A 25,732-nucleotide genomic window follows, 5' to 3' on the forward strand; every position below is an offset into this window, starting at 1 on the left:
GGGCGCGACGGGGAACGCTCTCCCTCTTTGCCCGGTTGTCCGGCTTGCGTGGGGCCGCCCTCCTGGTTTTGATGGTCGCGGCTCCGGTCCGTGGGTCAAGGGCGCTCGGTCGTTCCTCCCTCGCGTCGCCTGCGGCGATTCCGCTGCGCTCCACCCTTGACCCCGTCCCTGCGCCGCTGTTAACGCTCTTGGGAGGGCGGCCGGGGGAGGGGCTCCCCGTCGGGTGGGTTCGTAGCCGGCCGCCGTGGGGGCCTGCGAGCCGGTGGGCCCTGCGGGGCCGCGCGGCAGTTGCATGGGGCGGCCCGGCTCGACTCGGCGACTGACCGAGGCGGATGGGCAGCCCATGCCCCGCTGGTCACTGCCGTCGGCTGTGCGGGTCCGTTCCGGGGGCGGGTTCGCTCCCCGGTTCGGTTCGCACCGGCCCTCGGGATCGGGTCCATTCCTCCGGTTCGGGGTGCGCCCCCGGGCCCGGGGCTCCTGGGACGGGAGGCGAGGTGGAATGCGGCGGATATGCCCCTGTGCCGTAGGGGTTTCGGACCCTGTAAGGGAAGTTGTCATCACGAAGGAGCACTTACATCGGGGCGAATCGGACACGAATGTGCCCTTAAGTGCTCACAACTCTGGAGCGGCGCTCCAACCCGCCCTGTCATGTCGACACTTTGACGCCAGGGCGGGCCCCTCCGCCCCAGCGACCCCTCCTTCCCGGGCGCGCCCCGCCCGCAGCCGGGGCGACGGAGCGGCACCCTTCCGTGTCCTCAACTCCCTTCCCTGGGCGGTGACCAGCCGGGCATGAAGCCAAGCCGATTCCTCACCGCCGGTCGCTGAGCCGAGCCGGGCCGCCCCACTCCACTGCCGCGTGCCCCGCAGGGTCCAAGGGGCGGCAGGCCCCCACGGCGGCCCGGGACAGACGGACCCTTTGGGCCCCCTTCCCCCGGCCGCCCTCCCAAATGCGTCACCAGCGGCGCAGGGGCGGGCGTCAAGGGTGGGCGCAGCCCATCGCGCAGCGACGCGGAGGGAGGAACGACCGCAGCGCCCTTGACGCCCGGCCCGGAGCCGCGACCATCAAGACCAAGAGGGCGGCCCCACGCCAGACATCCCGGACCCGGCCACACCCGGGACCGTGAGACACGTCAACCCGGCTCGCTCCAAGGCCCCGGCGGCTTCACGCCCGGGCCAGGTCCTTCAGCGCGTGGCGGATCGATGCGACGACCGCGTCCGGCGACAGGAAGACCTCGCGCGCCGTGAAGCGCAGCACCCGTCGTACGTTCGCGCATCCGGCCAGCTCGTTGAAACGCTGGAGGTCTCGCTCGTGAGCTGCGCGCGTGCCGTGGAAGGCGTAGCCCTCGATCTCGACGATCAGTCCCTCTCCACGGAAGAGGAAGTCCGGGCGGACTGTCCTCCCGCCGGGTGTGCGCAGCACGACCTGCGACGCCGGGTGCAGCCCGGCGTCGTGCATCCGCAAACGGGCGAACGTCTCCGCCGGGGATCCGGCCCCCGGGTCTGTGAGGCACAGCCACTGCCGGGCCTGCTGCGCCCCGTGCAGCGGTGCGGCGAGCTCGGCCGTGAGTCCGGCGCGGGTCACCAACGCCGGGCGGGACACGTTTGCGACGCGGCGAGGCGAAAGAGCGGAGTCGGCGGCGACGACGGCTTCGTCACGAGGTCCGGCGCGTAGGAGATCGCCGACTGTGCGCACAGGTGTGGTCACAACCAGCCCGCTCCGGACGCACCGGTCGGCGTCGGAGAGCTGCAGCATGTGTACGCGGACGCCACCGCGTCGGCGGGTGGAGCCGCGGATCCCTGTGCTGAATTCCAGGTGCGCGAGCTCAGGGCCGTACGTCAGGAGCTCGATCCGGTGCAGGGCTGCGGCCGTGCCGTGACTGCAAACCAGGTGGGGCCTCAGTATCTGCATCGCTCGGGCCCGCAGTCGCCAGTCCACGGTCACGCCCGGCGCCGACCACGCGCCCCTCTCGATCTGGAACCAGCCGTCATGGCGCAGCCGCCGGGCGAGCCGATCGGCCGACCAGCCGACAGCCCGGGCGCATGCGGTCAGCAGTAGGCCGTTATGGGTGAGTCGCGTCAGATCCTGCACAAGCGAAGTGTCCATATCGGCACGCAGGTCTGCACCCTCTGTGGACAACAGGCGGGAAGTCGGTTCCGGTCTCCCGGCTGACGATGGCTCAATTGCTGCTGTGAAGCCCGGAGTGTAAGCGGGATAGGATGATCGGTGGCGCAGTTGTGATCGCGGGGGAGGCGCTGTGGCTGACGCAGGAAGCGGAGCGGCATCGCCCGACACGGGGCAGTCGTTCGACAGCCTGTACGCGGTGAATCCGCAAATGGCCCTGAAGATCGAGGCCGAGAAGATGAGGGCCTTCAAGACCCGGGTCGACAATCTGCTGATCGAGCTCGACGGCTCAGAGGCCGCGCCCGGCAAGATGGGCGACGACCGCCTCCGCCGCGCCCAGCTCGGCGCGCCTGAGCTCGGGGAGGCTTAGTTTCTCTTCGAGTCGTACGCCGTCGTCCATGACGAGCTCACCAAGCTGTCCAAAGTCCTCGGAACCCAGATCGAGGGCATGGGCCTGGCCGTCCAGACCTCCCAGGCCGGCTACGAGGGCGTCGACGACGACATCCGGGCCCGCATGAAGGCGATCAACGCCGAGGTGGAGTCGTACTACGACAAGAACCGGGACCCGTTCGTCGAGGACGCGCGCACCGAGAAGGAAGCGGACAAGAAGACAGGCTTCTGACGGCCTGGGCACGGAACCACACGGGGGTACAACATGACCGACCGGCCCGGCGGCAGCGCGCCGCAGCCGCATCCTCGGAGCACGGACTTCGAGTCGATGACCCACCAGCAGCTCGTCGCACTGCTGGCCTCCGCCGACCCGTCCGGGGCCTCCTTGCTCGCAACGAAACTCGCGAAGGCGTCCTCGGCCATTACGAAGATCGGCGAGGACATCAGGGCCCACGTCACGGGCCTGCCCTGGCACGGCGAGGGCGGTGACGCGTTCCGCGACTGGGGCAGCCAGACGGCGAGCGCGACTCTTCGGCTCGGGCAGTACAGCGAGGTCGCGTCACGCTGGATGGAGCAGGTGTCGCAGGCGATCACGGGTCCGTTCTGGCCGTCAGTCTGCAGTACTGGGATCGGCCCCCGGATCCAGTGAACTGGAAATCAGTGCCGTCCAAGCATGCCGAGAAGGGGAGGGTTTCGTTCATGGGCGATGCGGTGATCGGAAGCGACCACGCCGTGGTCCGGGCGAAGTGTGACTCTCCGAAGGCGTACATGTCGTTCGTTTTCTATTTTCGCGGGGACCGCTGGATTCGCCAATGACCGATCCGCCGTGCCCAAAGCAATTTGCGGGGTCCCTGGCGCGGGTGAGGAGCTGTCAGCGCTTTTCCCTGATGAGGGGCTTCTGGAATCCAGCGGCCAGGCCTTCTCTCCTGGCGGGACGGTTTCCTGGAATGTTTCCGTGGATGACTCGCGTGTGATGCAGATAGAAAGCAGTGAAATCGATAGCGCACTCCCCTCGGAGGATTGGACACTGCGATCGAAAACCTGAAAATGGCTGAGACTCGTGATGTCTCTTTTGCTGGACGGGCTGTGATCGGCCAGGCTGGCTGTGCGCCAAGCTGACCGAGTCGAGTGCGGCCGACGCGGTGTGGAAGGCTCGGTCTTGCCGGCGCGAACAGCGATCGGGGGACGGGACGGGGAGTGGACTTACGTGCAGACGGGACCATGGGTGCAGAGCGCGGGGCAGCCGGTGGCGGAACCTTCCGGGATACCCGCCCGGAGCCGTCGCGTACGGCGCTTGCTGAGCGGAGTGGCGCTCACCCTCGTCGGGGGTGCGCTCGGGGCCGGTGTCGTCGCGTGGCAGAGCGACTCACTGCCCTTTCTGAACTACTCGCCGTGCTGGGGGTCGGTGACGGACCAGGATCTCGACGAGCTCTTCGGCGAGGAGACCCGGGTTTCCCACATCGCTCCGGAGCGCGGGGGCAGGGGGCTTGTGGACGGCCGATGCCGAATCGCGAGCCATGACGACAGCCATGACGACCGCCGGCTCGACATCCGTTTCCATCAGTTCAGCGGTCGCGAAGCAAGCCACAACGTCCCCTGGTCCGAGGACTTTCTGTCCTCGCGGCTGACGCCCCTGGGCGACGGACTGCTCGGTATGGCCTCGGACACGCGGGCCTGGGTCGCGCTGCCGGACACCTGCGTCAAGCCCGGACTGTTCAGCGGACCGGCCGTCGTCGACCTCAGCATGGGTGACAGTGAGATCGCGAACAGCGAGGACCCCGAGACCAGGGCCGCTCTGCAGACGGCACTCGCCCGTACGGCCGTTCATGTCGCGAACGGCGCCATGGAGCGTCTGGGCTGCTCGGAACCGCTGCCCGAGCCGGGCCCGACGGCCGCGGTACCCGACTACCGGCCGGTGGGCGCCGATCGCTCCCTGTGCGGTGCACAGGGAGCGGTCCTGCCGGAGCACTACGTCGAATCCGAGGCCCGGATACGGATGTCGGCAGGCGAGAACAGCCCGGTTCGTACCTGCGACATCGTCTACGGCCACACGATCAAGCCCCAGCTCCGGCTGGAGACGATCGAGGAGGAGGACCTGACCGGCGCCCTTGGCCTGGCCTCCATCCACGGTGGACGCCGGGTCGAGGTGACCGGGCAGGCGGAGGTCAATGGGGCGTACTCGCCCACACTCTCGGCGGTCCGCGCCGAGTGCCCCAAGGGCGCAGTCCTCTTCATGGCGCAGGAACGCCAGGCGGGCCGCGACTTCACTTTCATCCGCCGCGTCTTCCCGGCCTACGTCAAGGCAGAGGCCCAACGTCTCGGCTGCGGACCGCTGACGATCAAGATTCCGGACGACTCATCGGCCCCATAGTCAGCCCGCGCCGATCGCCGTGCGGAACTCCGCCATCGTCATCGTCCTGTCCTGCGCCGGCATGGAGATGTCCATCTCCTTGCCGAAGTCGGTGTACGTCGTGGTGCTGGTCTTGCCGTCCCGGGACGCCTCCTGCTTGAGCAGGTGGTCGGGGGCCTCGGCGCTGATGAGGTAGGTGTCGTTCGACGGGCCCGAGGACACCTCGATGGCCACTGCCTTCCTGCCGTCGACCGTCGTGTCCTTGGCCGGGGCGTACTCGCCCGTGGGGGCGAGGGCGAAGAAGGCGGCGCAGTCCCCGCCGGTCTCGCTGGACACGTACACGTCGGACAGCCGCTCCGGGACGGTGATCTGCTGGCCCTTCGCCCCCAGCATGGCGGCGAACAAGGGGGCGCTGGTGTAGCTCGTGCCGTCCTTGCAGTACATCTCGCCGCCGGCCGTCTGCGGTGCGCCGGTGACCTCCATGCGGAAGCCCTGCTCCGGGTCCCATGACGTCTTCTGCGTCGCGCCCTCGAAGGCGGTCGTCGTGCCGGTGGAGCTGAACGAGGTCTCGCGCATGGTCTTGTTGACCGACTCGATGCGGGTCGTGGCCGACGCCTGCGTGCCGTCGGCCCCGGAGTCCTTGCCGGAAGACTCGGTGTCGGAACCGCCTCCGCAGCCGACCGCGGCAGCGGTGAGTATGGCGGCGAGGGCCAGGGGGCGGAGGACGGACTTGGAGCGTCGGGCGAGCACCGGTTTCCTTTCGGCGGAACAACAGAGGGCAATGGGACCGATCCTCGCACGGACCCGTACGGCTCAGTCCGTGGCACGCGGGCCGCGGGAAGGAGTGACGGTCAGTTCGGCGCCCGTCCGCACCCCCCACGCCGACAGCCTTCCCGCCTCCGCCTCCAGCACCAGCCGCGCCCGCAGGCGTGGGAGCCCGACCCGCCCCGGGCGCATGGTCCTGACCGCGAGGACGCGCAACTCGCCGTCCAGGTAGGCCACTTCGATCGGGAAGCGCATGCCGATCGTGTGGACGCTGTTGCACGGGGTGAGGAGCATCGCGCCGTCGGTGCCGTCCCGGCCGAGGAGGCCACGGCGGCGGGTCCGGTAGCGGGCGGCGATCTCGACGGGGGCCACGGGGCGGCCGTCGACCGTCAACATGCCGGTGCCGTCGCGCCATTGCCGCCGCCTCATGGCGTTCACGGTAACGCCTGGTCGGCCTAGGGTCAGGGGCGTGGAAGCAGCGTTGGTGGTCGTGGCCGCCCTGTGGGGCGCCGGGGCGGGGTGGTTGTGCCCCCGTGCGGTGTACCGGCTGTCCGTGGAGCCGGGTGAGGCCTGGCGTACGGCCTGCCCGGCCGGGCACCCGTACGGCGGTTGGGTGGGCGGGGCCTGCTGCTCCGCCCCGCTGCCGGGGCGGTTCGCCGCGCCGGCGGTCACCGCACTGGTCTGCGCCGCGCTCGCCGCGGCGGTCGGCGAGCGGCCCGAGTCGGCGGTCTGGCTGGTGCTGGCGCCCTTCGCCGTGCTGCTCGCGCTCGTGGACGTGACGGTCCGCCGGCTGCCGGACCACCTGACGCTGCCGCTCGCGGCCGGCGCGGTGATCCTGCTCGGCGTCACCACCCTGGCGTCGGACGCGGCGGGTTCGTGGACGACGGCGCTGCTCGGCGGACCGGCGCTCGGGGCGGCGTACTTCGTGCTGTTCCTGGTCCACCCCGGCGGCCTGGGCTTCGGGGACGTGAAACTGGCGCTGCCGCTGGGCGTCGTCCTCGGCTGGTACGGCTGGGCCGTGCTGTTCGCGGGAGCGTTCGCCGGGTTCCTGCTCGGCGCGGTGTACGGGCTCGGGCTGATCTTCCTGCGCCGCGCCGGGCGCAAAAGCACGATCCCCTTCGGGCCGTTCATGCTGGCGGGGGCCTGGCTGGGCCTGCTGCTGGGGGCAGTCGGCGTACGGGGCTGACGGCGCCCCGGCCGCCCGGGCAGGCGTGCGGTCAGGCGTGCGGTCCCACCGCCACCCGGCCCACGGTCAGCTCGGCCCGGCCCTCGAGCACCTCGCCGACGCGGTCCACCTGGGCGGCCAGCTCCGCCCGGGCGCGGGCCGTTCGGAACGCGGGGCCGATGGGCTCCACCGTCACCGCGATGCGTCTGCCCGAACGGCGCTGGTGCCAGACGCCGGCCACGATCCCGTCCACCAGCACCACCGGGTAGTTGCCGGCCTGGCCCCCTCCCAGCGCCCGGTCGAAGGCCGCGCCCGGGAAGAGCCGCTCGCGGGGTTGGCAGGCGATGACGTACGCGTCGAAGTAGGGGAGGAGCCGTACGCCGGGCGGCGGCGCGGTGTCGGGGAAGTCGGTGTCGCCGGCGACGACCCAGGCCGGGTCTCCCTCGAGGGTGACCTGCTCGATACGGCCCGCGGCGGCCAGGTCCCCGAACACCCCGGACGCCCACGTCCTCGGCGCCGCCAGCCACCGGGCGAAGTGCGCGGGCGTGGCCGGGCCGTACGCGTACAGATAGCGCTGTACGAGCGCCGTCACGGCGGCGGGGCCGTCCGTCGGGGTGACGCCGGGGCTCGTGTACGTGACCTTGCGGCCGCGGTTCGGGCCGAAGGCGAGGGCCCCGCGGTGGGCGGCCGTGTGGGCGGCCTGCCGCCAGCGCGGCCACTTGTCCTGGAACGCCTCCATGACGTGGTCGCCGGCCCACGGCCCCGTGCGGTCGACGATCGCGTCCGTCAGTTCGTCGACCGTCAGCGGCTCGCCCGCCAGCGCGTCGCGGACGGCGGCGACGACCTCGTCGGTCTGCTCGGGAGTCATCCGTACGTCCTCGGGCCACGGGTTCGGCCCGGCCGGGGCCGCGGACAGCGCGCCCGTCCACATCGGGAGGTCCGCCGTGGGCAGCAGATGGACGGTGCCGCGGGGGCCGTACGTCTTGGTCAGCGTCCGGTCCGTCCACAGCGCCCGGCGTACGTCCGTCCGGGTCGTACCGGCAGGCAGCCGCAGGGCGACCGACAGTTCCGCGGCGGACAGCACTTGGGCGTGCGCGCCGAGCATCGTGCCGGTGACCCGGGCGGGCGAGTCGGGCGCCGCCTTCTCCGGGTGGCCCGCCAGGCCCTGGCGGGCCAGTCGGCGGGCGTTCGCCCGGGTCCATGTCACATGGGTCGTCGTCATGGGGAAGACGGTAGGAGGGATATAGGCCAGAAACCGTCCGCTATGGCTCAATCAGCCTGATCTACCGAGGAGTTGACGGAGCGTCACTGCATTCGTCAACGTGGCGCCTCGTGGCCGGGGTCCCCCGTCGGAGGTACGCCTCCGGGGCGTCGGGCCGGTGCCGCACCGCCTGCACGCCGTCCGGTGCACCGCCGTCACCGCCCCGCGGCGAATTCGGCGCGGACTTCCGGCATGGCGTGGCACTCGTCACCGCTTACGAAGGGTTATGGTGGAAACCCCCCCTCGGGCCGGTCCGTATCCCCCCCACGGACCGGCCCGTTTTCTTTTCCCCGGCCGTCCCGGCCCGGGAAGGGGTCAGCTGCGACCGGCCCAGATGTTGGTGCCCTGCGTGTCGACGGCGAAGGTGTCGATCTCCTCCAGCTCCGCGTCGGTGAGCGGCGCGCCGGCCAGGGCCGCGACGTTCTCCTCCAGCTGCCGCACGCTCGACGCGCCGATCAGGGCCGACGTCATCCGCGGGTCGCGCAGCACCCACGAGATCGCGAGCTGGGCCAGCGACTGGTCGCGGCGCGTGGCGATGTCGTTCAGCCCGCGCAGCCGGCGCAGCACCTCGTCGGAGAGCAGGTTCGGGTCGAGCGACTTGCCCTGGGTGGCGCGTGAGCCCTCCGGGATGCCCTTCAGATACTTGTTCGTGAGCAGGCCCTGGGCGAGCGGCACGAACGAGATGCAGCCCATGCCGGCCGTCTCCAGCGTGTCGAGCAGGCCGTCGCTCTCGATCCAGCGGTTGATCATCGAGTAGGAGGGCTGGTGGATGAGGGCGGGGACGCCCATCTCCTTCAGCAGCCGGGCCGCCTGCTCGGTCTGCTCCGCGTTGTACGACGACACGCCCACGTACAGCGCCTTGCCCTGCTGGACGGCGGAGGCGAGCGCCCCCATCGTCTCCTCGAGCGGGGTGTGGGGGTCGAAGCGGTGCGAGTAGAAGATGTCGACGTAGTCGAGCCCCATCCGCTTCAGGGACGCGTCCAGCGAGGAGAGCAGATACTTCCGCGAGCCCCACTCGCCGTACGGGCCGGGGTGCATCTGATAGCCGGCTTTGGTGGAGACGATCAGCTCGTCCCGGTACGCGGCGAAGTCCTGCGCGAAGATCTTGCCGAAGTTCAGCTCGGCGGAGCCGGGCGGCGGCCCGTAGTTGTTCGCCAGGTCGAAGTGGGTCACACCCAGGTCGAAGGCGCGGCGCAGGATCGCGCGCTGCGGGACGAGGCTCCGGTCGTCGCCGAAGTTGTGCCAGAGGCCGAGCGAGAGGGCCGGCAGCTTGAGGCCGGAGCGGCCGGAGCGGCGGTACTCCATCGACTCGTAGCGGTCGGCGGAGGCCCGGTAGTAAGGGGTATCAGTCACGCTTCCCTCCTTATCACGGACTTGTGACACACCGGGTTGGGCCGCTGTCACCGGCCCGCAGTACTGTTGCGGCCTCGGGGGACTGCCGCACGGAGGGGTGTAAAGAACTGTGAACCTGCGCGACCTGGTGTACGGGCTCTACGCACGCCGGGTGGAAGGCCGCCTCGACCATGCCCAGGTGCCCAAGCACATCGGTGTGATCCTCGACGGCAATCGCCGCTGGGCCAAGGCGTCGGGCGGTACGGCAGCACAGGGACACCAGGCCGGTGCCGACAAGATCTCCGAGCTGCTGGGCTGGTGCGCGGAGACGGACGTCGAGGTCGTCACCCTCTGGCTCCTCTCCACGGACAACTTCGACCGCCCGCCGGAGGAGCTCACCCCGCTGCTCGGGATCATCGAGAACACCGTGCGCAACCTGGCCTCGGACGGCCGCTGGCGTGTGCACCACGTGGGCACGCTGGACCTGCTCCCGGCGCACACGCAGACCGTCCTGAAGGAAGCCGAGCAGGCCACGGCGGACGTCCCCGGAATACTGGTCAACGTCGCCGTCGGCTACGGCGGCCGCCAGGAGATCGCCGACGCGGTGCGGTCGCTGCTGCTGGAGCACGCGCAGAAGGGCACGAGCTTCGAGGAGCTCGCGGAGACGATCGACGTCGAGCACATCTCGGAGCACCTGTACACCCGGGGGCAGCCGGACCCGGACCTGGTGATCCGCACGAGCGGGGAGCAGCGGCTGTCGGGCTTCATGCTCTGGCAGAGCGCGCACTCCGAGTACTACTTCTGCGAAGTCTTCTGGCCGGCGTTCCGGAAGGTGGACTTCTTGCGTGCGCTGCGGGATTACGCGGCGAGGCATCGGCGCTACGGCTCCTGACGGCGGGGCGGGGCGTGTTCCCCTCCCCGCCCCTTCCCCGAACCCGGGGCTGCGCCCCGGGCGTGGCTTGGTGCTCCGTCACCGCGCGCGGTGACCGCTGGGTGGGCCGGGCTTCGCCCGGGCCCGGTACCGCGCTCCGCGCGGTGGCCTCAATCGCCGACCGGGCTGGAGTTGCCCGGCCACTTCAGCCTCGCTGGGGGCACCTCCCACGGCCGCCAGGTCGTAGGGGGAGTTTGAGGCGCGGGGTTCGGGGCGGAGCCCTGACGGGAGGGGCAAGTTCCACCCCCGCCTGGGGGTCCCCCCCATGGCCGTTAGGCCATAGGGGGGAGATTGAGGCGCAGGGGCCCGGGGGCAGCGCCCCCAGTTACGGGAAGGGGCGGGGTGGGGACCAGGCCCCGCGCAGCGGCGCGCCCCCACCCCCCGTCACCTCCTGTTCATCGAGGTGACCGCCCACCCCTGGCATGGCCGCACTCGTTCGAGGGCATACCCCATGCAGGTCGACGTCCGATCCACGAACGTCGTATCTCAGTGAGCGGCCGACACCGCTCACCCGGGAGGCCCTTTGCACACGAAGGACTGCACCAGCGGTGCGGACCACGCGGAGGGCCGGCGCTCGGCCCGCGCATCGTGGCCTGAGCCCGGCCCGTCGCCCGCTTCGGCGGGTGGACCCATGGCCCGCGACGCCGTCGCACCCCGACCTCGTCCGAGGGGGTACGTCCTTCCGTGGTGAACAGCACAAAGCGCCGTATGAACGACAGGCGCACCTATGTTCTCGACACCAGCGTCCTGCTGGCGGATCCGAACGCGATGAGCCGCTTCGACGAGCACGAAGTCGTGCTGCCCGTCGTCGTGGTCACGGAGCTGGAGGCCAAGAGGCACCATCCGGAGCTCGGTTACTTCGCCCGGCAGGCGCTGCGCCTGCTCGACGACTTCCGCGTCCGGTACGGCCGTCTCGACGCGCCGCTCCCGATCGGCGACCTCGGTGGCACGCTCCGCGTCGAGCTCAACCACTCGGATCCCGGCGTGTTGCCGGCCGGCTTCAGGCTGGGGGACAACGACTCACGGATTCTGGCGGTCGCGCGCAATCTGCAGGCCGAGGGGTACGACGTGACGGTCGTGTCCAAGGACCTGCCGCTGCGTATCAAGGCGTCCTCGGTCGGCCTGCTCGCGGAGGAGTACCGCGCGGAGCTCGCCATCACCGACACCGGCTGGACCGGTATGTCCGAACTGCCGCTGTCCGCGGAGCAGGTGGACCTGCTGTACGGGGAGGAGACGCTGTACGTGCCGGAGGCGGCCGAGCTGCCCGTGCACACCGGTCTGGTGCTGCAGTCGGAGCGCGGCAAGGCGCTGGGCCGCGTCACCGCGGAGGGCAACGTCCGTCTGGTGCGCGGCGACCGTGAGGTGTTCGGCATCCACGGCCGCAGCGCCGAGCAGCGCGTCGCGCTGGATCTGCTGCTGGACCAGGAGGTCGGCATCGTCTCGCTGGGCGGCCGGGCCGGCACCGGCAAGTCGGCGCTGGCGCTGTGCGCGGGCCTGGAGGCGGTCCTCGAGCGCAGGCAGCATCAGAAGGTGATGGTCTTCCGGCCGCTGTACGCGGTGGGCGGGCAGGAGCTCGGCTATCTGCCGGGCACCGAGGCCGAGAAGATGAGTCCGTGGGCGCAGGCGGTCTTCGACACGCTGTCCGCGGTGGCCGGCCGCGAGGTCATCGAGGAGGTCCTGAACCGCGGGATGCTGGAGGTGCTGCCGCTGACCCACATCCGCGGCCGCTCCCTGCACGACGCGTTCGTCATCGTCGACGAGGCCCAGTCGCTGGAACGGAACGTGCTTCTGACGGTTCTGTCCCGGGTCGGGGCGAATTCCCGGGTCGTCCTCACCCATGACGTCGCGCAGCGGGACAATCTGCGGGTCGGCCGGTACGACGGAGTGGTCGCCGTCGTCGAGAAGCTGAAGGGGCATCCGCTCTTCGCGCATGTCACCCTCACGCGCTCCGAGCGTTCCCAGATCGCCGCCCTGGTGACCGAAATGCTGGAGGACGTGCACCTTTGATCCGATAGGACCAGTAGGCCTATCTGGCAAATAGGACAAGCTGGTTGACGCCGCCCGGCAAAGCGCACGAGCGTAGCCGGGCGGCGTCGCGCTGTCCGCCGTTTCCCTCAAAAGCCCTGGTGTGAACGGGGTGTGAGCTTTCACACTCAGCGAAGAATTGCCTTGCGGTATCGGCTTCCGGCAGAGTCTTGCTTCCGTCAGGCCCCGCATGCGACACACCCGCACCACGACCGGTGCACAGCAACACACAACTCAAGACTTGTCCGTCGTATGCCGCCCGCGAGTACAACGTGGCAGCTCCCCGTGGAGTTGCCTCGCCGGGTCCGCGCCTCCCGTGACCCAAGCAGTGGGAGGCCAGCGCCAGGGGCACGATTGCGCTCGCGAGGTCACCTAAGCGGGCATGCTGGAAGGAAACCGTGTGAGCCGGATCTCGGTCCGGGGATTCGCAGTCGCCTCGGCGACTGCGGTCACCACCGTCGGCGCCGTCGTCGGCGTCGCGTCGGGCAACCCTCAGCCCTCGGGCGACAGCCTCGAGGCGACCGCTGCCGACACGACGCTCCTCGCGGACATTCCCATGGGCGAGCAGGCCCAGATCCAGGTGTCGTCCCTGGCGCAGCAGGCCGACGCCCAGGCCGCCGCCGCGGACGCGGCAGCGAAGAAGGCCGCCGAGGAGTCGGCGCGTCTTCAGGCCGCGAAGACCGCGGAGGCCAAGAAGGAGGCCGCCGAGGAGCGTGCGGAGAAGGCACGCGCGGAGGCTGAGGCGGCGGAGGCGCGGGCCAACCGCAGCGCCGTCCGTGACGCGTCCAGCTTCTCCGCGCAGTCGTCGTACACGATCGCCCAGGTTCAGGCGATGGCGCGGCAGATGGTGCCCGCCGACCAGTTCCAGTGCTTCAGCAACATCGTGGACCACGAGTCGAGCTGGAACTACCGGGCGCAGAACCCGTCTTCGGGTGCGTACGGTCTCGTCCAGGCCCTGCCGGGTTCCAAGATGTCGACGGCCGGCGCCGACTGGCAGACCAACCCGGCCACCCAGATCAAGTGGGGCCTGAACTACATGGAGGACCGCTACGGCGGCCCGTGCGGCGCCTGGTCGTTCTGGCAGGCCAACCGCTGGTACTAGTCGGGTACCGGTCCGCCGGGGACTCAACTTTCCGGAGCCCCTCACCGTCCTACGGTGAGGGGCTCCGTGCGTGTACGGTCGTGATTCGATGATCCCGGGTGGGGGCCGCCACCCCGCGCCCCCAGGCGCAGGGTGGAGTCGTGGGGGAAGAGGAAGCATCATGTCGAAGGTTCCAGGATGGCTCGGCCGCGTAGGCGCCGGGCTGACCCGGATGAGCGAGCGCTTGGAGGAGCGCCGCTCGGAGAGCGCGGCGAAGCTGGACCCCGCGGCGGACCTGGAGCCCGTGGCGGACACCGAGGGTGACCTCCCCGGCGCCGTACCGCCCCGGGAGAGCGTTCCGCCGCCGCCCGCGTACGCGCCCGCCGTCGCGGCGAAGCCCGACGCGGCGGCCGTGATCCCGTGGGGCATGCGGGTCGCGGCGGAGGCCGGCTGGCGGCTGCTCGTCCTGGCGGGCACCCTCTGGGTGCTGATGAGGGTCATCAGCGCCGTGCAGCTGGTCGTGCTGGCGTTCGTGGCGGCCCTGCTGGTCACCGCGATGCTCCAGCCGACGGTGGGCAGGCTGCGCCGGACAGGGCTGCCGCGGGGACTGGCCACCGCCGTGACCGCGATCCTCGGCTTCGTCATCATGGGCCTGGTCGGCTGGTTCGTCGTCTGGCAGGTCATGGAGAACCTCGACAACCTCTCCGACCGGGTCAGGGACGGCATCGACGAGCTCAAACGCTGGCTGCTCGACAGCCCGTTCCATGTGACAGAGAGTCAGATCAACGATATCGCGGAGAACCTCAGCGAGACGATCGGCACCAACACGGAGGAGATCACCACCGCCGGCCTGCAGGGCGTGACCGTGATGGTCGAGGTGCTCACCGGGATACTGCTGGCGATGTTCTCCACGCTGTTCCTGCTGTACGACGGCAAGCGGGTCTGGCAGTGGGTGCTGAAGCTCGTCCCGTCGGTGGCCCGCCCCGGAGTCGCGGGCGCCGGCCCGCGCGCCTGGCGCACCCTGACGGCGTACGTCCGCGGCACGGTGATAGTCGCGCTGATCGACGCGATCTTCATCGGCCTCGGGCTCTACTTCCTCGACGTCCCGCTGGCCGTGCCACTGGCCGTGTTCATCTTCCTCTTCGCCTTCATCCCGCTCGTCGGCGCCGTCGTCTCCGGCGCGCTGGCGGTCGTCGTCGCCCTGGTCACCCAGGGCGTGTTCACCGCGCTGATGGTGCTGGTCGTGGTCCTCGCCGTACAGCAGATCGAGGGCCATGTGCTCCAGCCCTTCATCCTGGGCCGCGCGGTACGGGTGCACCCGCTCGCCGTGGTCCTCGCCGTCGCGTCCGGCGGCCTGGTCGCCGGCATCGGCGGCGCGGTGGTCGCGGTGCCGCTGGTGGCCGTGACCAACACGGTGGTCACCTATCTCAACGTGTACGGGAGGGAACAGGCGCTGCGTCATTCGCCGCCGCCGCACGGTTCGACCTCCCTCGACGCTGCTGCCGCGCCCGCGCCGGCGGACGCTGCCGTGGAGCGGGAGGAGCGGTGATCTCAGAGCCGGAGATGGTGCCCGACGGGCATTTCGGTGCGGCCGAACTTCCCCAGCAGCGGCCGTCCTCCGACGACGTGCTGGCGGACGGCGACGCCCCCGCCGCCCCCCGCCCGTCGCGCCCCGCATGGCTCTGGGCCCTCGGCGGCGCGGTCGTCGCATCGGCGGTGTGGGCGGCCGGACTGTACGCGTACGGACACGGGGATCCGGACCTCGGCGGCTACCGGGTGAGCGAGGATCTCTGCGCCGACGCGGAGTTCAAGGGCCTGACGGCGACGGTGGGCGAGCGCATGGACGAGGGGTCCGGAGGGTGGGGCAGTGAACACGAGAGCCTCCACGAGGCCTGGTGCTACGCCGACCTGCGGCCGCCCGGTCATGTGGTGGAGACGGACGAGGACGGCAACGAACTGACGTCGTTCCCCCATGTCTCCCTGAGCTACACGCTGCACAAGAAGACCGATCCCGGGCCGGAGTTCGAGGGCTGGGTCGCCGCCCGGATCGACACCGGCGACGAGGAGACCGTTCCTCTGCGGCGGATCGACGGCCTGGGGGAGCGAGCCTTCATTACCGACGAGGAGGTCGGCGGTTCGTCCACCCTGCACGTCCTGGACGGCCAAGCGGTGTTCACCCTGAGTGTCACCAGCGATTGGGACCACGAGTCCGGTGAGCCGCTGACCGATGTGTCCGAAGTCCAGCCGGTCATGGTCCAGGACATGAGGGCACTGATGGCCGAGCTGAAGAGCGCCGAGACGCCTTCCGGGTCGTAGCGGGAAGGGGCCCGCCGATCCGTTTCCGGACCGGCGGGCCCCTTCTGTCGCCCCTGTGCAGGGCGTACTACTCGGCGATGACGGCCTCGGCGTCGAGCGTGGCGCCCACGGCCTGGATCACCGCGGCGATCTTCACGGCCTCCTGGATCGTCTCGCGGCCCACACCGGCCTTGCGCAGCACCTGCTCGTGCGAGTCGAGGCACTGGCCGCAGCCGTTGATGGCGGAGACGGCGAGCGACCACAGCTCGAAGTCGACCTTCTCCACACCCGGGTTGCCGATGACGTTCATCCGCAGACCGGCGCGCAGCGTCCCGTACTCGGGGTCCGACAGCAGGTGCCGGGTCCGGTAGAAGACGTTGTTCATCGCCATGATCGCGGCGGCCGACTTGGCGGCGGTGTACGCCTCCGGCTTGAGGTTGGCCTTCGCCTCCGGCTCCAGCTCACGCAGCACCCGCGGCGAACGCGAGGCGATCGCGCAGGCCAGCACGGTGCCCCACAGCTGCTGCTGCGGAAGCTCGCTGTTGCCGATGACCGAGCCGAGGTTCAGCCTCAGGTCCTTGGCGTAGTCCGGTACGGCGGCCTTGAGTTCATCGAGAGCCATCGCGGATCACTCGCCCGACAGCAGCGCGACGGGGTCCAGGGTGTTCTCGCCCTTGGTCCAGTTGCACGGGCACAGCTCGTCGGTCTGCAGGGCGTCCAGCACCCGCAGGACCTCCTTGGGGTTACGGCCGACGGAGCCGGCGGTCACCATGGTGAACTGGATCTCGTTGTTCGGGTCGACGATGAAGACGGCGCGCTGGGCGAAGCCGTCCTCGCCCTCGATGCCGAGGTCCCGCATCAGCTCGTGCTTCGAGTCGGCCATCATCGGGAAGGGCAGGTCACGCAGGTCGTCGTGGTCCTTGCGCCAGGCGTGGTGGACGAACTCGGAGTCGCCGGAGAAGCCGAGGATCTGGGCGTCACGGTCGGCGAACTCGTCGTTCAGCTTGCCGAACGCGGCGATCTCGGTCGGGCAGACGAAGGTGAAGTCCTTGGGCCACGCGAACACGACCTTCCACTTGCCCTCGTAGGACTTGTGGGTGATCTCCTCGAACTCCTTGCCGCTCTCCAGCGAGACGCAGGCAGTCAGTTCGAACGTGGGGAACTGGTCACCGACAGTGAGCACGCGCTCTCCTTGCAAAAACAGGATTTCCCTTTTGAGGTCATCCGGTGGGGTTGGACGGATCTTGATAGTGGCACAGAGTGCATTGATCGCGGAAATAGCTAGACTCGGTCATCGCGATCGGAGGTACTTATCAGTGGCCGCAATAAATAGGGTCAAACAGCCGAGTCTCGCACAGCTGCGCGCCTTCGCCGCCGTGGTCGAGCATCTGCACTTCCGGGACGCGGCGGCAGCAATCGGGATGAGCCAGCCCGCGCTCTCCGGCGCCGTCTCGGCGCTCGAGGAGGCACTGGGTGTCCAGCTCCTCGAGCGTACGACCCGCAAGGTCCTCCTCTCGCCGGCCGGCGAACGGCTGGCGGTACGGGCCAAGGCCGTGCTCGACGCGGTCGGTCTGCTGATGGAGGAGGCGGAAGCGGTACGGGCCCCGTTCACGGGCGTGCTCCGGCTCGGGGTGATCCCGACGGTCGCGCCGTATCTGCTGCCGACGGTGCTGAAACTGGTGCACGAGCGGTACCCGGAGCTGGACCTCCAGGTCCACGAGGAGCAGACGTCCTCCCTGCTGGAGGGGCTGTCCGCGGGGCGGCTCGACCTGCTGCTGCTCGCGGTGCCGCTGGGGGTGCCGGGGGTCACCGAGCTGCCCCTCTTCGACGAGGACTTCGTCCTCGTCACACCCGAGGGCCACTGGCTCGGCGGCCGCCACGACATTCCGCGCGAGGCGCTGCGCGAACTGCATCTGCTGCTGCTCGACGAGGGGCACTGCCTGCGCGACCAGGCCCTCGACATCTGCCGCGAGGCGGGCCGCACGGAAGGCGGTCCCGTGACGACGACGGCCGCCGGCCTGGCGACGCTCGTCCAACTCGTCGCGGGCGGCCTCGGCGTCACGCTCCTGCCGCGCACGGCCGTCGACGTCGAGACGGGCCGTGCGGGCAACCTCCACACCGGCTGGTTCGCCGACCCGGCCCCGTCGCGCCGCATCGCCCTCGCGATGCGGTCGGGCTCGGCGCGGGCGGACGAGTTCGAGCAGCTGGCGGATGCGTTGCGCGAGGCGATGGGGAGGCTGCCGGTGCGGGTGGCGGGCTGAGGGCGCGGGCGGGTGGAGCCTGCGGTGGGCTGTTCCCCTACCCGCCCCTTCCCGCAACCGGTCCCCGCCCGGACCCGCGCCTCAAACGCCGACCGGGCTGATTTCGCGCAGCGAAATCAGCCCGGTCGGCGTTTGAGGCCACCCCGCGCAGCGGCCCCCGACGCTCGCTATACGCGCCCGGTATACACCCCGTGTACAGTGCCCCCATGTCCATCGGTCACACCCTCCTCGGCCTCCTCGAATCCGGCCCCCGCCACGGCTACGACCTCAAGCGCGCTTTCGACGAGAGGTTCGGGCACGACCGCCCCCTCCACTACGGGCAGGTCTACTCGACCATGTCCCGCCTGCTCAAGAACGGGCTCGTCGAGGTCGACGGCGTCGAGGCCGGTGCCGGACCCGAGCGGAAGCGGTACGCGATCACGGAGGCCGGGATCACCGACGTCTCGCAGTGGCTCGTGCAGCCCGAGAAGCCGGAGCCGTACCTCCAGTCGACCCTCTACACCAAGGTCGTCCTCGCGCTGCTCACCGGCCGCCGTGCCGACGACATACTCGACACGCAGCGCGCGGAGCATCTGCGCCTGATGCGGGCGCTCACCGACCGCAAGCGCCGCGGCGACCTCGCCGATCAGCTCATCTGCGACCACGCCCTGTTCCATCTCGAGGCCGATCTGCGCTGGCTGGAACTGACCGCCGCCCGGCTCGACCGGCTCGCCGCGGAGGTGCGTCGGTGATCCCCTCCGGCTCCCTGCTCGTCGCCGAGGATCTGCGCAAGTCCTTCGGTCCGACCGCCGCGCTCGACGGGGCCTCGTTCTCCGTCCACCCCGGCGAAGTCGTCGCCGTCATGGGGCCCTCCGGGTCCGGCAAGTCGACCCTGCTGCACTGCCTGGCCGGGATCGTCCGTCCCGACTCCGGTTCCGTCGTGTACGCGGGGCGCGAGCTGACCACCCTGTCGGACGCGCAGCGCAGCGCTCTGCGGCGTACCGACTTCGGGTTCGTGTTCCAGTTCGGGCAGCTCGTACCGGAGCTGAACTGCGTCGAGAACGTGGCGCTGCCCCTGCGGCTCAGCGGTGTGAAGCGCAAGGCGGCCGAGCGCACCGCCCTCGAATGGCTGGAGCGGCTGGAGGTCGAGGACGCGGCGCGCAAGCGGCCCGGGGAGATCTCCGGCGGGCAGGGCCAGCGGGTCGCCGTGGCCCGCGCGCTGGCGCCGTCGCCGAAGGTGGTCTTCGCCGACGAACCCACCGGCGCTCTGGACTCGTTCAACGGCGAGCGGGTGATGTCCCTGCTCACGGACGCCGCCCGGCTGCAGAACACGGCCGTCGTCCTGGTCACGCACGAGACGCGGGTCGCCGCGTACTCGGACCGGGAGATCGTCGTACGCGACGGCCGGTCGCGCGACCCGGACTTCACCGTATGAGCCGTACGAACAAGACGCCGAGCGAACCGCGCCGCGGCCCGGCCGCACGGCTGCGGGACCTGGCGATGGGTGTCCGGTTCGCTACGTCCGGCGGGCGCGAGGGCTGGACGCGGAACACGCTGACCGCCGTCGGCGTGGGCCTCGGCGTGGCCCTGCTGCTGATCGCCGCGTCCGTGCCGCAGATGATGGAGGGCCGGGACGAACGCGCGGCCGCGCGGACCGCGTACGCCCTGGTGTCGGGCGAGTCCGCCGCCCGCAGCGACCGGTCCGTCGTGGTCGCCGTCGCGGACACCGACTACCGGAACGAGACCGTCGGCGGCGTGGCCATGCGGCCCGACGGCGCGCGTCCGGTGCTGCCTCCCGGGCTCGAACGAGCCCCGGCCGCCGGTGAGATGTACGTGTCGCCGGCGCTCGCCGAACTGCTGGCGTCGCCCGAGGGCAGGCTCCTCGCGGAGCGGCTGCCCCACCGGACCGCGGGCCTCATCGGCGACGCGGGGCTCCTCGACCCGGGCGAACTTCTCTACTACACGGGCAGTTCCACGCTGATCACGGGCAACGGCGCCGTCCGGACCGACGGCTACGGCTACGGCGCCGGGGGCGGCGCCGGGCCGATTGATCCGGTGCTGATCGTCGTGATCGTGCTGGCCTGTGTGGTGCTGCTGGTGCCGGTGGCCGTCTTCATCGCGACCGCCGTCCGCTTCGGCGGCGAGCAGCGCGACCGGCGGCTCGCCGCGCTGCGCCTGGTCGGCGCGGACGCGCGGACGACGCGCTGGATCGCGGCCGGCGAGGCACTGTTCGGCGCCGCGCTCGGCCTGGCCGCCGGTGCCGGGTTCTTCGCGCTGGCCCGGCCGCTCGCCGGCTCCGTGCGGGTGTGGGACCTGAGCGCGTTCCCGTCCGACGTCGTACCGGTGCCGCCGCTCGCCGCGGCGATCCTGCTCGCGGTGCCCGTGGCGTCGGTCGTGGTGGCGCTGTTCGCCATGCGCGCGGTGACGGTCGAGCCGCTGGGCGTCGTACGCCGGTCGGCGCCGCGCCGCCGCCGGCTGTGGTGGCGGCTGCTGATGCTGCTCGCGGGCATCGGCGTACTGCTGGCGACCGGCACCGTCGATGACAGGACCGAGGTGGTCCAGCCGTGGCCGATCGCCGCCGGCACGCTGCTGGTGCTGTGCTCGCTGACGGCACTGCTTCCCTGGCTGGTGGAGGCGGTCGTCCGACGGCTGCACGGCGGTCCGGTCGCCTGGCAACTCGCCATTCGCCGACTTCAGTTGAACAGCGGCCCGGCGGTCAGGGCGGTCAGCGGCATCACGGTCGCGGTGGCCGGCGCGATCGCGCTGCAGATGCTCTTCGCCGGTATCCACGACGACTTCAACCGGGTCACGGGACTGAACGCGTCCTCGGCGCGGATGGATGTGTCCGTTCCTTTCCCGAGCGCGGAGCTGGCCACCGGGATGACGCACGCGTTGCAGGACACGAAGGGTGTCCGGAGCGTGATCAGCACCGTGGAGGCGTATGTGGTGAGCCCGGAGCCCGTCGGCGAGGACGATCTCCGGCCCACGACGGGCCTGACGGTCGCCGACTGCGCGACGCTCCGCAGGCTGGCCGAGATCGGCTCCTGCACGGACGGCGACACCTTCGTCGTGCACCACAGGAGCAACGACCCGCCGAACATCTGGACCGACCGGACCGCCCGGAAGGGGAAGCCGGTCAATCTCAACAGCGACACGGCCTACGACGGTTCCGCACCGGTCCTGTGGACGCTGCCGGCCCACTCGCCGACGGTGATGCTGCGCACGGACCCGATGGCCGACGACTACGTCGGCATCTTCGCGACCCCCGGCGCCCTGGACGCGGCGACGATCCCGGGCGGCTGGACCTCGGCGCGCGTGCAGATCGACGAGAGCGTGCGCGACGGGCGGGAGTTCGTCCGCAACACCGTCGCGCGGCTCGACCCGTCCGCCGGGGTGAGGACGGCACAGCGGATCGAACGCGACCGGCAGTACGCGAGCGTCCGCAGCGGACTGCTGGCCGCCGCGACCGCGACCATGGGCCTGATCGCCGCGTCGATGGCGGTCACGCTGATCGAGCAACTCCGGGAGCGCAGACGCCTGCTGTCCGTACTCGTCGCCTTCGGCACCCCCCGCTCCACCCTGGTCTGGTCCGTCCTGTGGCAGACCGCCGTCACCGTCGCCCTCGGCACGGCGGTCGCGATCGCGGGAGGCGTCGGCCTCGGCGCGGTGATGCTGCGCATGATCGGCAAACAGGTCACGCACTGGGGCGCGTTCGTGCCGGTGGTGGGGATGGGGGCGGGGCTGATCGTGACGGTGACGCTGCTGAGCGCGGGGGCGCTGTGGCGGCTGATGCGGGCGGACGGGTTGCGCACGGAGTGACGCGGCGGGGGCGGGCGCCTGCGGCGGGCTTGTCCCCTACCCGCCCCTTCCCGAACCGGGACAGGCCCCGGACCCCGTACCGCGCTTCGCGCGGTGGCCTCAATCGCCGGCCGGGCTGACTCAGCCTCGCCGGCGTTTGAGGCGCGGGTCCGGGCAGAGCCCGGTTACGGGAAGGGGCGGGTAGGGGAACCGCCCCGCGCAGCGGACCCCCTACGGCGGCGCACCCCCCGGCGGCCCCGGCGGCTCCGCCGCCCCCCGCGGCCGCCCCCGCCGCGGAATCGGCCCCGTACCCCCCGGCAGCCGCCCCGCGTCCGCCAGCGCACGCCGCAGCAGGAACTCGATCTGCGCGTTCGCGCTGCGCAGTTCGTCGCCGGCCCATCGGGCCAGCGCCTCGTACACCGCCGGGTCCAGCCGCAGCAGTACCTGTTTGCGCTCGGAGGGGGGTGGCGGCGTCACTGGTAGAGAGAGCCCGTGTTGAGGACCGGCTGCGCCGCGCGGTCGCCGCAGAGGACCACCATCAGGTTGGACACCATCGCGGCCTTGCGCTCCGAGTCCAGCTCGACGATGCCCTGCTCGGAGATCCGGGTGAGGGCCGCCTCGACCATGCCCACCGCGCCGTCGACGATCTGGCGTCGCGCGGCCACGACCGCGCCCGCCTGCTGGCGCTGCAGCATCGCGGAGGCGATCTCGGGGGCGTACGCGAGGTGGGTGAAGCGGGACTCGATGATGTGGACGCCGGCCGCCTCGACCCGTGCGTGCAGTTCGACGGCGAGCTTCTCGGTGATCTCCTCCGCGTTGCCGCGCAGCGACAGGCCAGCCTCGTCGTGGGCGTCGTAGGGGTACTCGATGGCGATGTGCCGGACCGCGGCCTCCGTCTGGGTGGAGACGAACTCGAGGAAGTCGTCCACCTCGAACATCGCCTGGGCGGTGTCCTCGACCTTCCACACGACCACCGCGGCCAGCTCGATGGGGTTGCCGTACGCGTCGTTGACCTTGAGGACGGCCGTCTCGTGGTTGCGCACCCGGGTCGAGATCTTGACCCGCGACGTGAGCGGGTTGACCCAGCGCAGGCCGTCCGTGCGGATCGTGCCCCGGTAGCGGCCGAAGAGCTGGACGACGCGGGCCTCGCCGGGCGCGACCATGTTCAGTCCGCACATGGCGAGGAACGCGGCGATGCCGATGAGGATGCCGCCGGTGATCAGTACGGCCTTGGTGCCGGTGGAGTCGACCGCCGTCGCGGCGATGACGAGCACCGCCCCGGCGGCCAGTCCGAGCAGGCCGAGGAGGAGGGCGAGACCGCCGCCGATGCTGTGCGCGGCGAACTCCCGGACCTGCGGCCTGGGCATCTCCGGCGTGTCGGCCGCCTGGTCCTTCTCGTGGTCGATCGTGCTGGTGACAGGCATGGGCATCCCCGTTTCCGTGTCGCGCGAGCCCTTCCGCGCCTCTAGCAAAGTGATATCACTTTATCGTACATCGCAACCCTGGACGCCCCTCGTGAGTCGGTTCACTTGACGCAGGGTGCTGATTCTCACGTCCGTAAAAGGCGGGATCGGCGCCTCTTTGTCTATACCTCCGGTGTTAGCTTGCTGAGTTGATTCCGGGCCGATCACGGCACCGATGCCGATGGACAGACACCACAGCCGAGAGAGCGGAGCGACGAAGCGATGGGTCGAGCGGAAGCGCGACAGGCCCGGCAGCGCGGTGCGCGCCGGGCGAACAGAACCGGGCCCACGGGCATACGCCGCTTCTTCACGTTCCGGAAGATCCTTGGCACGTTCTTCGGTCTGTGCCTGCTGGCCATGGGCGCGTTCTTCGTGGCCTACATGCTCGTCCCGGTCCCCGAGGCCAACGCAGAGGCCAAGCTGCAGAGCAACGTCTACAAGTACAGCGACGGCAAGCTCCTGGCCCGGACCGGCGAGGTCAACCGCGAGATCATCGGCCTGGACAAGATCCCCAAGGACGTCCAGTACGCCTTCGTCGCCGCCGAGAACAAGACCTTCTTCGAGGACTCGGGCGTCGACATCAAGGGCACGCTGCGCGGCTTGAAGAACACGGTCACCGGTCAGGGCAAGCAGGGTGGCTCGACGATCACCCAGCAGTACGTGAAGAACTACTACCTGACCCAGGACCGCACGGTCACCCGCAAGCTCAAGGAGCTGGTGATCTCGCTGAAGGTGGACCGGAACAAGGAGAAGAGCGAGATCCTCGCCGGTTACCTCAACACCAGCTACTTCGGCCGCGGCGCGTACGGCATCCAGGCCGCCGCCCAGGCGTACTACGGCGTCGACGCCGAGAAGCTGAACGTCTCCCAGGGCGCCTATCTCGCGGCTCTCGTCCAGGCCCCCAGCAGCTTCGACTGGGCCGTCGCCTCCGACAGGACGAAGGAGGCGGTGACCAACCGCTGGAACTACGTGCTGAACAACATGGTCGAGGAGAGCTGGCTCGACAAGAGCACCCGCGACACCATGAAGTTCCCCGTTCCCAAGGCCCCCAAGGCCCCGGCCGGCCTCAGCGGCCAGGCCGGGTACATCGTGGACGCGGCCAAGGCGGAGCTGGCCCGCCAGGGCGTCGAGAAGGCCGATCTCGACGCCGGCGGCTGGACGATCACCGTCAACATCAACTCCAAGAAGCAGAAGGCGCTCGAGAAGGCGGTCGAGGAGCAGCTGGAGACCAATCTCGACCGCGAGGGCAACAAGGTCGACGCCACCGTGCAGGCCGGCGCCACCTCGGTCGACCCCGAGACGGGCAAGGTCGTGGCCCTGTACGGCGGGGTGAGCGCCACCCAGCACTACATCTCGAACGCGACCCGCCGCGACTACCAGCCGGCCTCCACGTTCAAGCCGGTCGTGTTCGCCTCCGCGCTGGAGAACGGGTCCGAGACCCAGGACGGCGTCCCGATCGGCCTCAACACGATCTACGACGGCACCAGCAAGCGCCCGGTCGAAGGCATCGACGGCCGCTACGCCCCGCAGAACGACCTCGACAAGAGCTACGGGGACGTCACCGTCCAGACCTCCCTCAACCGCTCCATCAACTCCTCCTTCGCGCAGATGGCCGTCGACGTCGGCCTGGACAACGTGAAGGAGACGGCGCTCGACCTGGGCGTCCCGGACGAGGACTTCCCGGTGCGCCCGTCGGTGGCGCTCGGCACCATGTCCGCTTCCACCTGGGACATGGCCGGCGTCTACGCCACCCTCGACAACCACGGCAAGAAGGTCACGCCGACGATCGTCGCCAAGGCCGAGCACAAGGACCGTGAGGTCGAACTCCCGGACCCGATCGGCGACCAGGTGATCAGCCGCGAGTCGGCCGACACGGTGACCGCCGGTCTGACCGGCGTGGTGAAGAACGGCTCCGGCGTCAACGCGCAGTCCAGCGCCTACCAGGCGGCCGGCAAGACCGGCACCTCGGAGAACAACAAGTCCGCCTGGTTCGCCGGTTACACCCCCGAACTCGCCACGGTGGTCGCCCTGTTCGGCGAGTCCACCAAGGAGGGCGGCGGTCAGGTCTCGCTCACCGGCACGGCCGAGGCCGGCCGCGCCAACGGCGGCGGCTTCCCCGCCAAGATCTGGGCCGACTACACGACGGGCGCCCTGAACGGCGGCTCGGACGCCCGGTTCGACCTCGACGTGGCGGAGATCGCGGTTCCCGACCCGACGCCGACCCCGACGGAGACGGAGTCCGAGGAGCCGAGCCCGACGCCGACGGAGACCGAGTCCGAGGACCCGACCCCGACGCCGACGGAGACCGAGAGCGCGGACCCGACCCCGACGGACGAGGTGCCGGTCACCCCGTCCTTCACGGCGCCGTCCGAGACCTTCACCACGCCGGTCGAGACGGACGGCGGTGGCGAGGTGAACCGGGACGGGGAGCGCGGCTCGCTGCTGTCACCCTGAGCGGCCGGCCGGGCAACACCGAAAGCGGCGCCCGCACCCGGTCTCGGGTGCGGGCGCCGC

The 25,732-nt window shown here is 70.6% G+C and carries 24 protein-coding genes; 15 read left to right on the forward strand and 9 right to left on the reverse strand.

From position 1 onward, the window contains the following. Positions 1 to 1,162: 1,162 nt before the first annotated feature. Positions 1,163 to 2,104 carry an endonuclease domain-containing protein gene (locus tag ACWD01_RS06055; RefSeq protein ID WP_451158556.1) on the reverse strand — a complete coding sequence of 314 codons (942 nt, stop codon included), beginning with the start codon at positions 2,102 to 2,104 and terminating at the stop codon, positions 1,163 to 1,165. A gap of 151 nt (positions 2,105 to 2,255) precedes the next feature. On the opposite strand from ACWD01_RS06055, the gene ACWD01_RS06060 reads away from it, so the two are divergent. From ACWD01_RS06060 to ACWD01_RS06075, 4 genes are all read left to right on the forward strand, one after another. Beyond that, the gene (locus ACWD01_RS06060) at positions 2,256 to 2,492 is read left to right on the forward strand and encodes a hypothetical protein (protein ID WP_451158558.1); all 237 of its coding nucleotides are present in this window, start codon (positions 2,256 to 2,258) and stop codon (positions 2,490 to 2,492) included. Between the two features lie 78 nt (positions 2,493 to 2,570). After that, positions 2,571 to 2,744 carry a hypothetical protein gene (locus ACWD01_RS06065; protein WP_451158560.1) on the forward strand — a complete coding sequence of 58 codons (174 nt, stop codon included), beginning with the start codon at positions 2,571 to 2,573 and terminating at the stop codon, positions 2,742 to 2,744. A 33-nt stretch (positions 2,745 to 2,777) separates the two neighbouring features. Next, complete coding sequence (locus tag ACWD01_RS06070) at positions 2,778 to 3,161, forward strand: hypothetical protein (RefSeq protein WP_451158562.1); 384 nt, start codon at positions 2,778 to 2,780, stop codon at positions 3,159 to 3,161. 645 nt (positions 3,162 to 3,806) lie between these two features. Next, positions 3,807 to 4,883 (forward strand): hypothetical protein, encoded by a 1,077-nt coding sequence (locus tag ACWD01_RS06075; protein WP_451158564.1) that lies wholly within the window; start codon positions 3,807 to 3,809, stop codon positions 4,881 to 4,883. Here the strand turns inward: ACWD01_RS06075 and ACWD01_RS06080 are convergent, their stop codons facing one another. Together ACWD01_RS06080 and ACWD01_RS06085 are read right to left on the reverse strand one after the other, a co-directional pair. Next, positions 4,884 to 5,612 (reverse strand): hypothetical protein, encoded by a 729-nt coding sequence (locus tag ACWD01_RS06080; RefSeq protein ID WP_451158566.1) that lies wholly within the window; start codon positions 5,610 to 5,612, stop codon positions 4,884 to 4,886. It lies immediately after the preceding gene. A gap of 63 nt (positions 5,613 to 5,675) precedes the next feature. Next, entirely contained in the window at positions 5,676 to 6,056 is a 381-nt protein-coding gene (locus tag ACWD01_RS06085) for a DUF192 domain-containing protein (protein ID WP_451158568.1), read from the reverse strand. Positions 6,057 to 6,096: 40 nt separating this feature from the next. Between ACWD01_RS06085 and ACWD01_RS06090 the strand changes: the two genes are divergently transcribed. Continuing rightward, on the forward strand, positions 6,097 to 6,813 hold the full coding sequence (locus ACWD01_RS06090; RefSeq protein WP_451158570.1) for a prepilin peptidase: 717 nt from the start codon (positions 6,097 to 6,099) through the stop codon (positions 6,811 to 6,813). A gap of 31 nt (positions 6,814 to 6,844) precedes the next feature. On the opposite strand, the gene ACWD01_RS06095 is transcribed toward ACWD01_RS06090, so the two are convergent. Both ACWD01_RS06095 and mgrA read right to left on the reverse strand, forming a co-directional pair. Next, positions 6,845 to 8,014: a winged helix DNA-binding domain-containing protein gene (locus tag ACWD01_RS06095; protein WP_451158572.1), complete on the reverse strand. Its 1,170-nt coding sequence runs from the start codon at positions 8,012 to 8,014 to the stop codon at positions 6,845 to 6,847. A gap of 354 nt (positions 8,015 to 8,368) precedes the next feature. Further along, positions 8,369 to 9,406 carry an L-glyceraldehyde 3-phosphate reductase gene (mgrA, locus tag ACWD01_RS06100; RefSeq protein WP_451158574.1) on the reverse strand — a complete coding sequence of 346 codons (1,038 nt, stop codon included), beginning with the start codon at positions 9,404 to 9,406 and terminating at the stop codon, positions 8,369 to 8,371. A gap of 109 nt (positions 9,407 to 9,515) precedes the next feature. Here mgrA and ACWD01_RS06105 point away from each other — a divergent pair, with 109 nt between their 5' ends. From ACWD01_RS06105 to ACWD01_RS06125, 5 genes are all read left to right on the forward strand, one after another. Next, positions 9,516 to 10,277, forward strand: coding sequence for an isoprenyl transferase (locus ACWD01_RS06105; protein ID WP_451158576.1), 762 nt, complete (start codon positions 9,516 to 9,518; stop codon positions 10,275 to 10,277). 723 nt (positions 10,278 to 11,000) lie between these two features. Next, on the forward strand, positions 11,001 to 12,323 hold the full coding sequence (locus tag ACWD01_RS06110) for a PhoH family protein (protein WP_451158578.1): 1,323 nt from the start codon (positions 11,001 to 11,003) through the stop codon (positions 12,321 to 12,323). 418 nt (positions 12,324 to 12,741) lie between these two features. Continuing rightward, positions 12,742 to 13,443: an aggregation-promoting factor C-terminal-like domain-containing protein gene (locus ACWD01_RS06115; protein ID WP_451158580.1), complete on the forward strand. Its 702-nt coding sequence runs from the start codon at positions 12,742 to 12,744 to the stop codon at positions 13,441 to 13,443. A 160-nt stretch (positions 13,444 to 13,603) separates the two neighbouring features. Beyond that, on the forward strand, positions 13,604 to 14,971 hold the full coding sequence (locus ACWD01_RS06120) for an AI-2E family transporter (protein ID WP_451158582.1): 1,368 nt from the start codon (positions 13,604 to 13,606) through the stop codon (positions 14,969 to 14,971). Continuing rightward, on the forward strand, positions 14,968 to 15,738 hold the full coding sequence (locus ACWD01_RS06125) for a hypothetical protein (protein WP_451158584.1): 771 nt from the start codon (positions 14,968 to 14,970) through the stop codon (positions 15,736 to 15,738). Before ACWD01_RS06120 ends, ACWD01_RS06125 begins: the two co-directional genes overlap by 4 nt. Positions 15,739 to 15,805: 67 nt before the next feature. On the opposite strand, the gene ACWD01_RS06130 is transcribed toward ACWD01_RS06125, so the two are convergent. Together ACWD01_RS06130 and ACWD01_RS06135 are read right to left on the reverse strand one after the other, a co-directional pair. Next, entirely contained in the window at positions 15,806 to 16,339 is a 534-nt protein-coding gene (locus ACWD01_RS06130; protein WP_451158586.1) for an alkyl hydroperoxide reductase, read from the reverse strand. 6 nt (positions 16,340 to 16,345) lie between these two features. Continuing rightward, entirely contained in the window at positions 16,346 to 16,900 is a 555-nt protein-coding gene (locus tag ACWD01_RS06135) for a peroxiredoxin (protein ID WP_356892538.1), read from the reverse strand. Positions 16,901 to 17,042: 142 nt separating this feature from the next. Here ACWD01_RS06135 and ACWD01_RS06140 point away from each other — a divergent pair, with 142 nt between their 5' ends. From ACWD01_RS06140 to ACWD01_RS06155, 4 genes are all read left to right on the forward strand, one after another. After that, positions 17,043 to 17,978, forward strand: coding sequence for a LysR substrate-binding domain-containing protein (locus ACWD01_RS06140; protein ID WP_451158869.1), 936 nt, complete (start codon positions 17,043 to 17,045; stop codon positions 17,976 to 17,978). A gap of 206 nt (positions 17,979 to 18,184) precedes the next feature. Beyond that, positions 18,185 to 18,709: a PadR family transcriptional regulator gene (locus ACWD01_RS06145; RefSeq protein ID WP_451158588.1), complete on the forward strand. Its 525-nt coding sequence runs from the start codon at positions 18,185 to 18,187 to the stop codon at positions 18,707 to 18,709. Next, entirely contained in the window at positions 18,706 to 19,392 is a 687-nt protein-coding gene (locus ACWD01_RS06150; protein ID WP_451158590.1) for an ABC transporter ATP-binding protein, read from the forward strand. The genes ACWD01_RS06145 and ACWD01_RS06150 overlap by 4 nt, the downstream gene beginning before the upstream one ends. After that, positions 19,389 to 21,776, forward strand: a complete 2,388-nt coding sequence (locus tag ACWD01_RS06155) for an FtsX-like permease family protein (RefSeq protein ID WP_451158592.1) — start codon at positions 19,389 to 19,391, stop codon at positions 21,774 to 21,776. Before ACWD01_RS06150 ends, ACWD01_RS06155 begins: the two co-directional genes overlap by 4 nt. 210 nt (positions 21,777 to 21,986) lie before the next feature. On the opposite strand, the gene ACWD01_RS06160 is transcribed toward ACWD01_RS06155, so the two are convergent. Both ACWD01_RS06160 and ACWD01_RS06165 read right to left on the reverse strand, forming a co-directional pair. Continuing rightward, positions 21,987 to 22,232 carry a hypothetical protein gene (locus ACWD01_RS06160; protein WP_451158594.1) on the reverse strand — a complete coding sequence of 82 codons (246 nt, stop codon included), beginning with the start codon at positions 22,230 to 22,232 and terminating at the stop codon, positions 21,987 to 21,989. Further along, positions 22,229 to 23,179: an SPFH domain-containing protein gene (locus ACWD01_RS06165; RefSeq protein ID WP_451158596.1), complete on the reverse strand. Its 951-nt coding sequence runs from the start codon at positions 23,177 to 23,179 to the stop codon at positions 22,229 to 22,231. Before ACWD01_RS06165 ends, ACWD01_RS06160 begins: the two co-directional genes overlap by 4 nt. A 261-nt stretch (positions 23,180 to 23,440) precedes the next feature. Here ACWD01_RS06165 and ACWD01_RS06170 point away from each other — a divergent pair, with 261 nt between their 5' ends. Beyond that, the gene (locus tag ACWD01_RS06170; protein WP_451158598.1) at positions 23,441 to 25,672 is read left to right on the forward strand and encodes a transglycosylase domain-containing protein; all 2,232 of its coding nucleotides are present in this window, start codon (positions 23,441 to 23,443) and stop codon (positions 25,670 to 25,672) included. Positions 25,673 to 25,732: the final 60 nt, after the last annotated feature.

The organism is Streptomyces sp. NPDC002835, assembly GCF_053591995.1.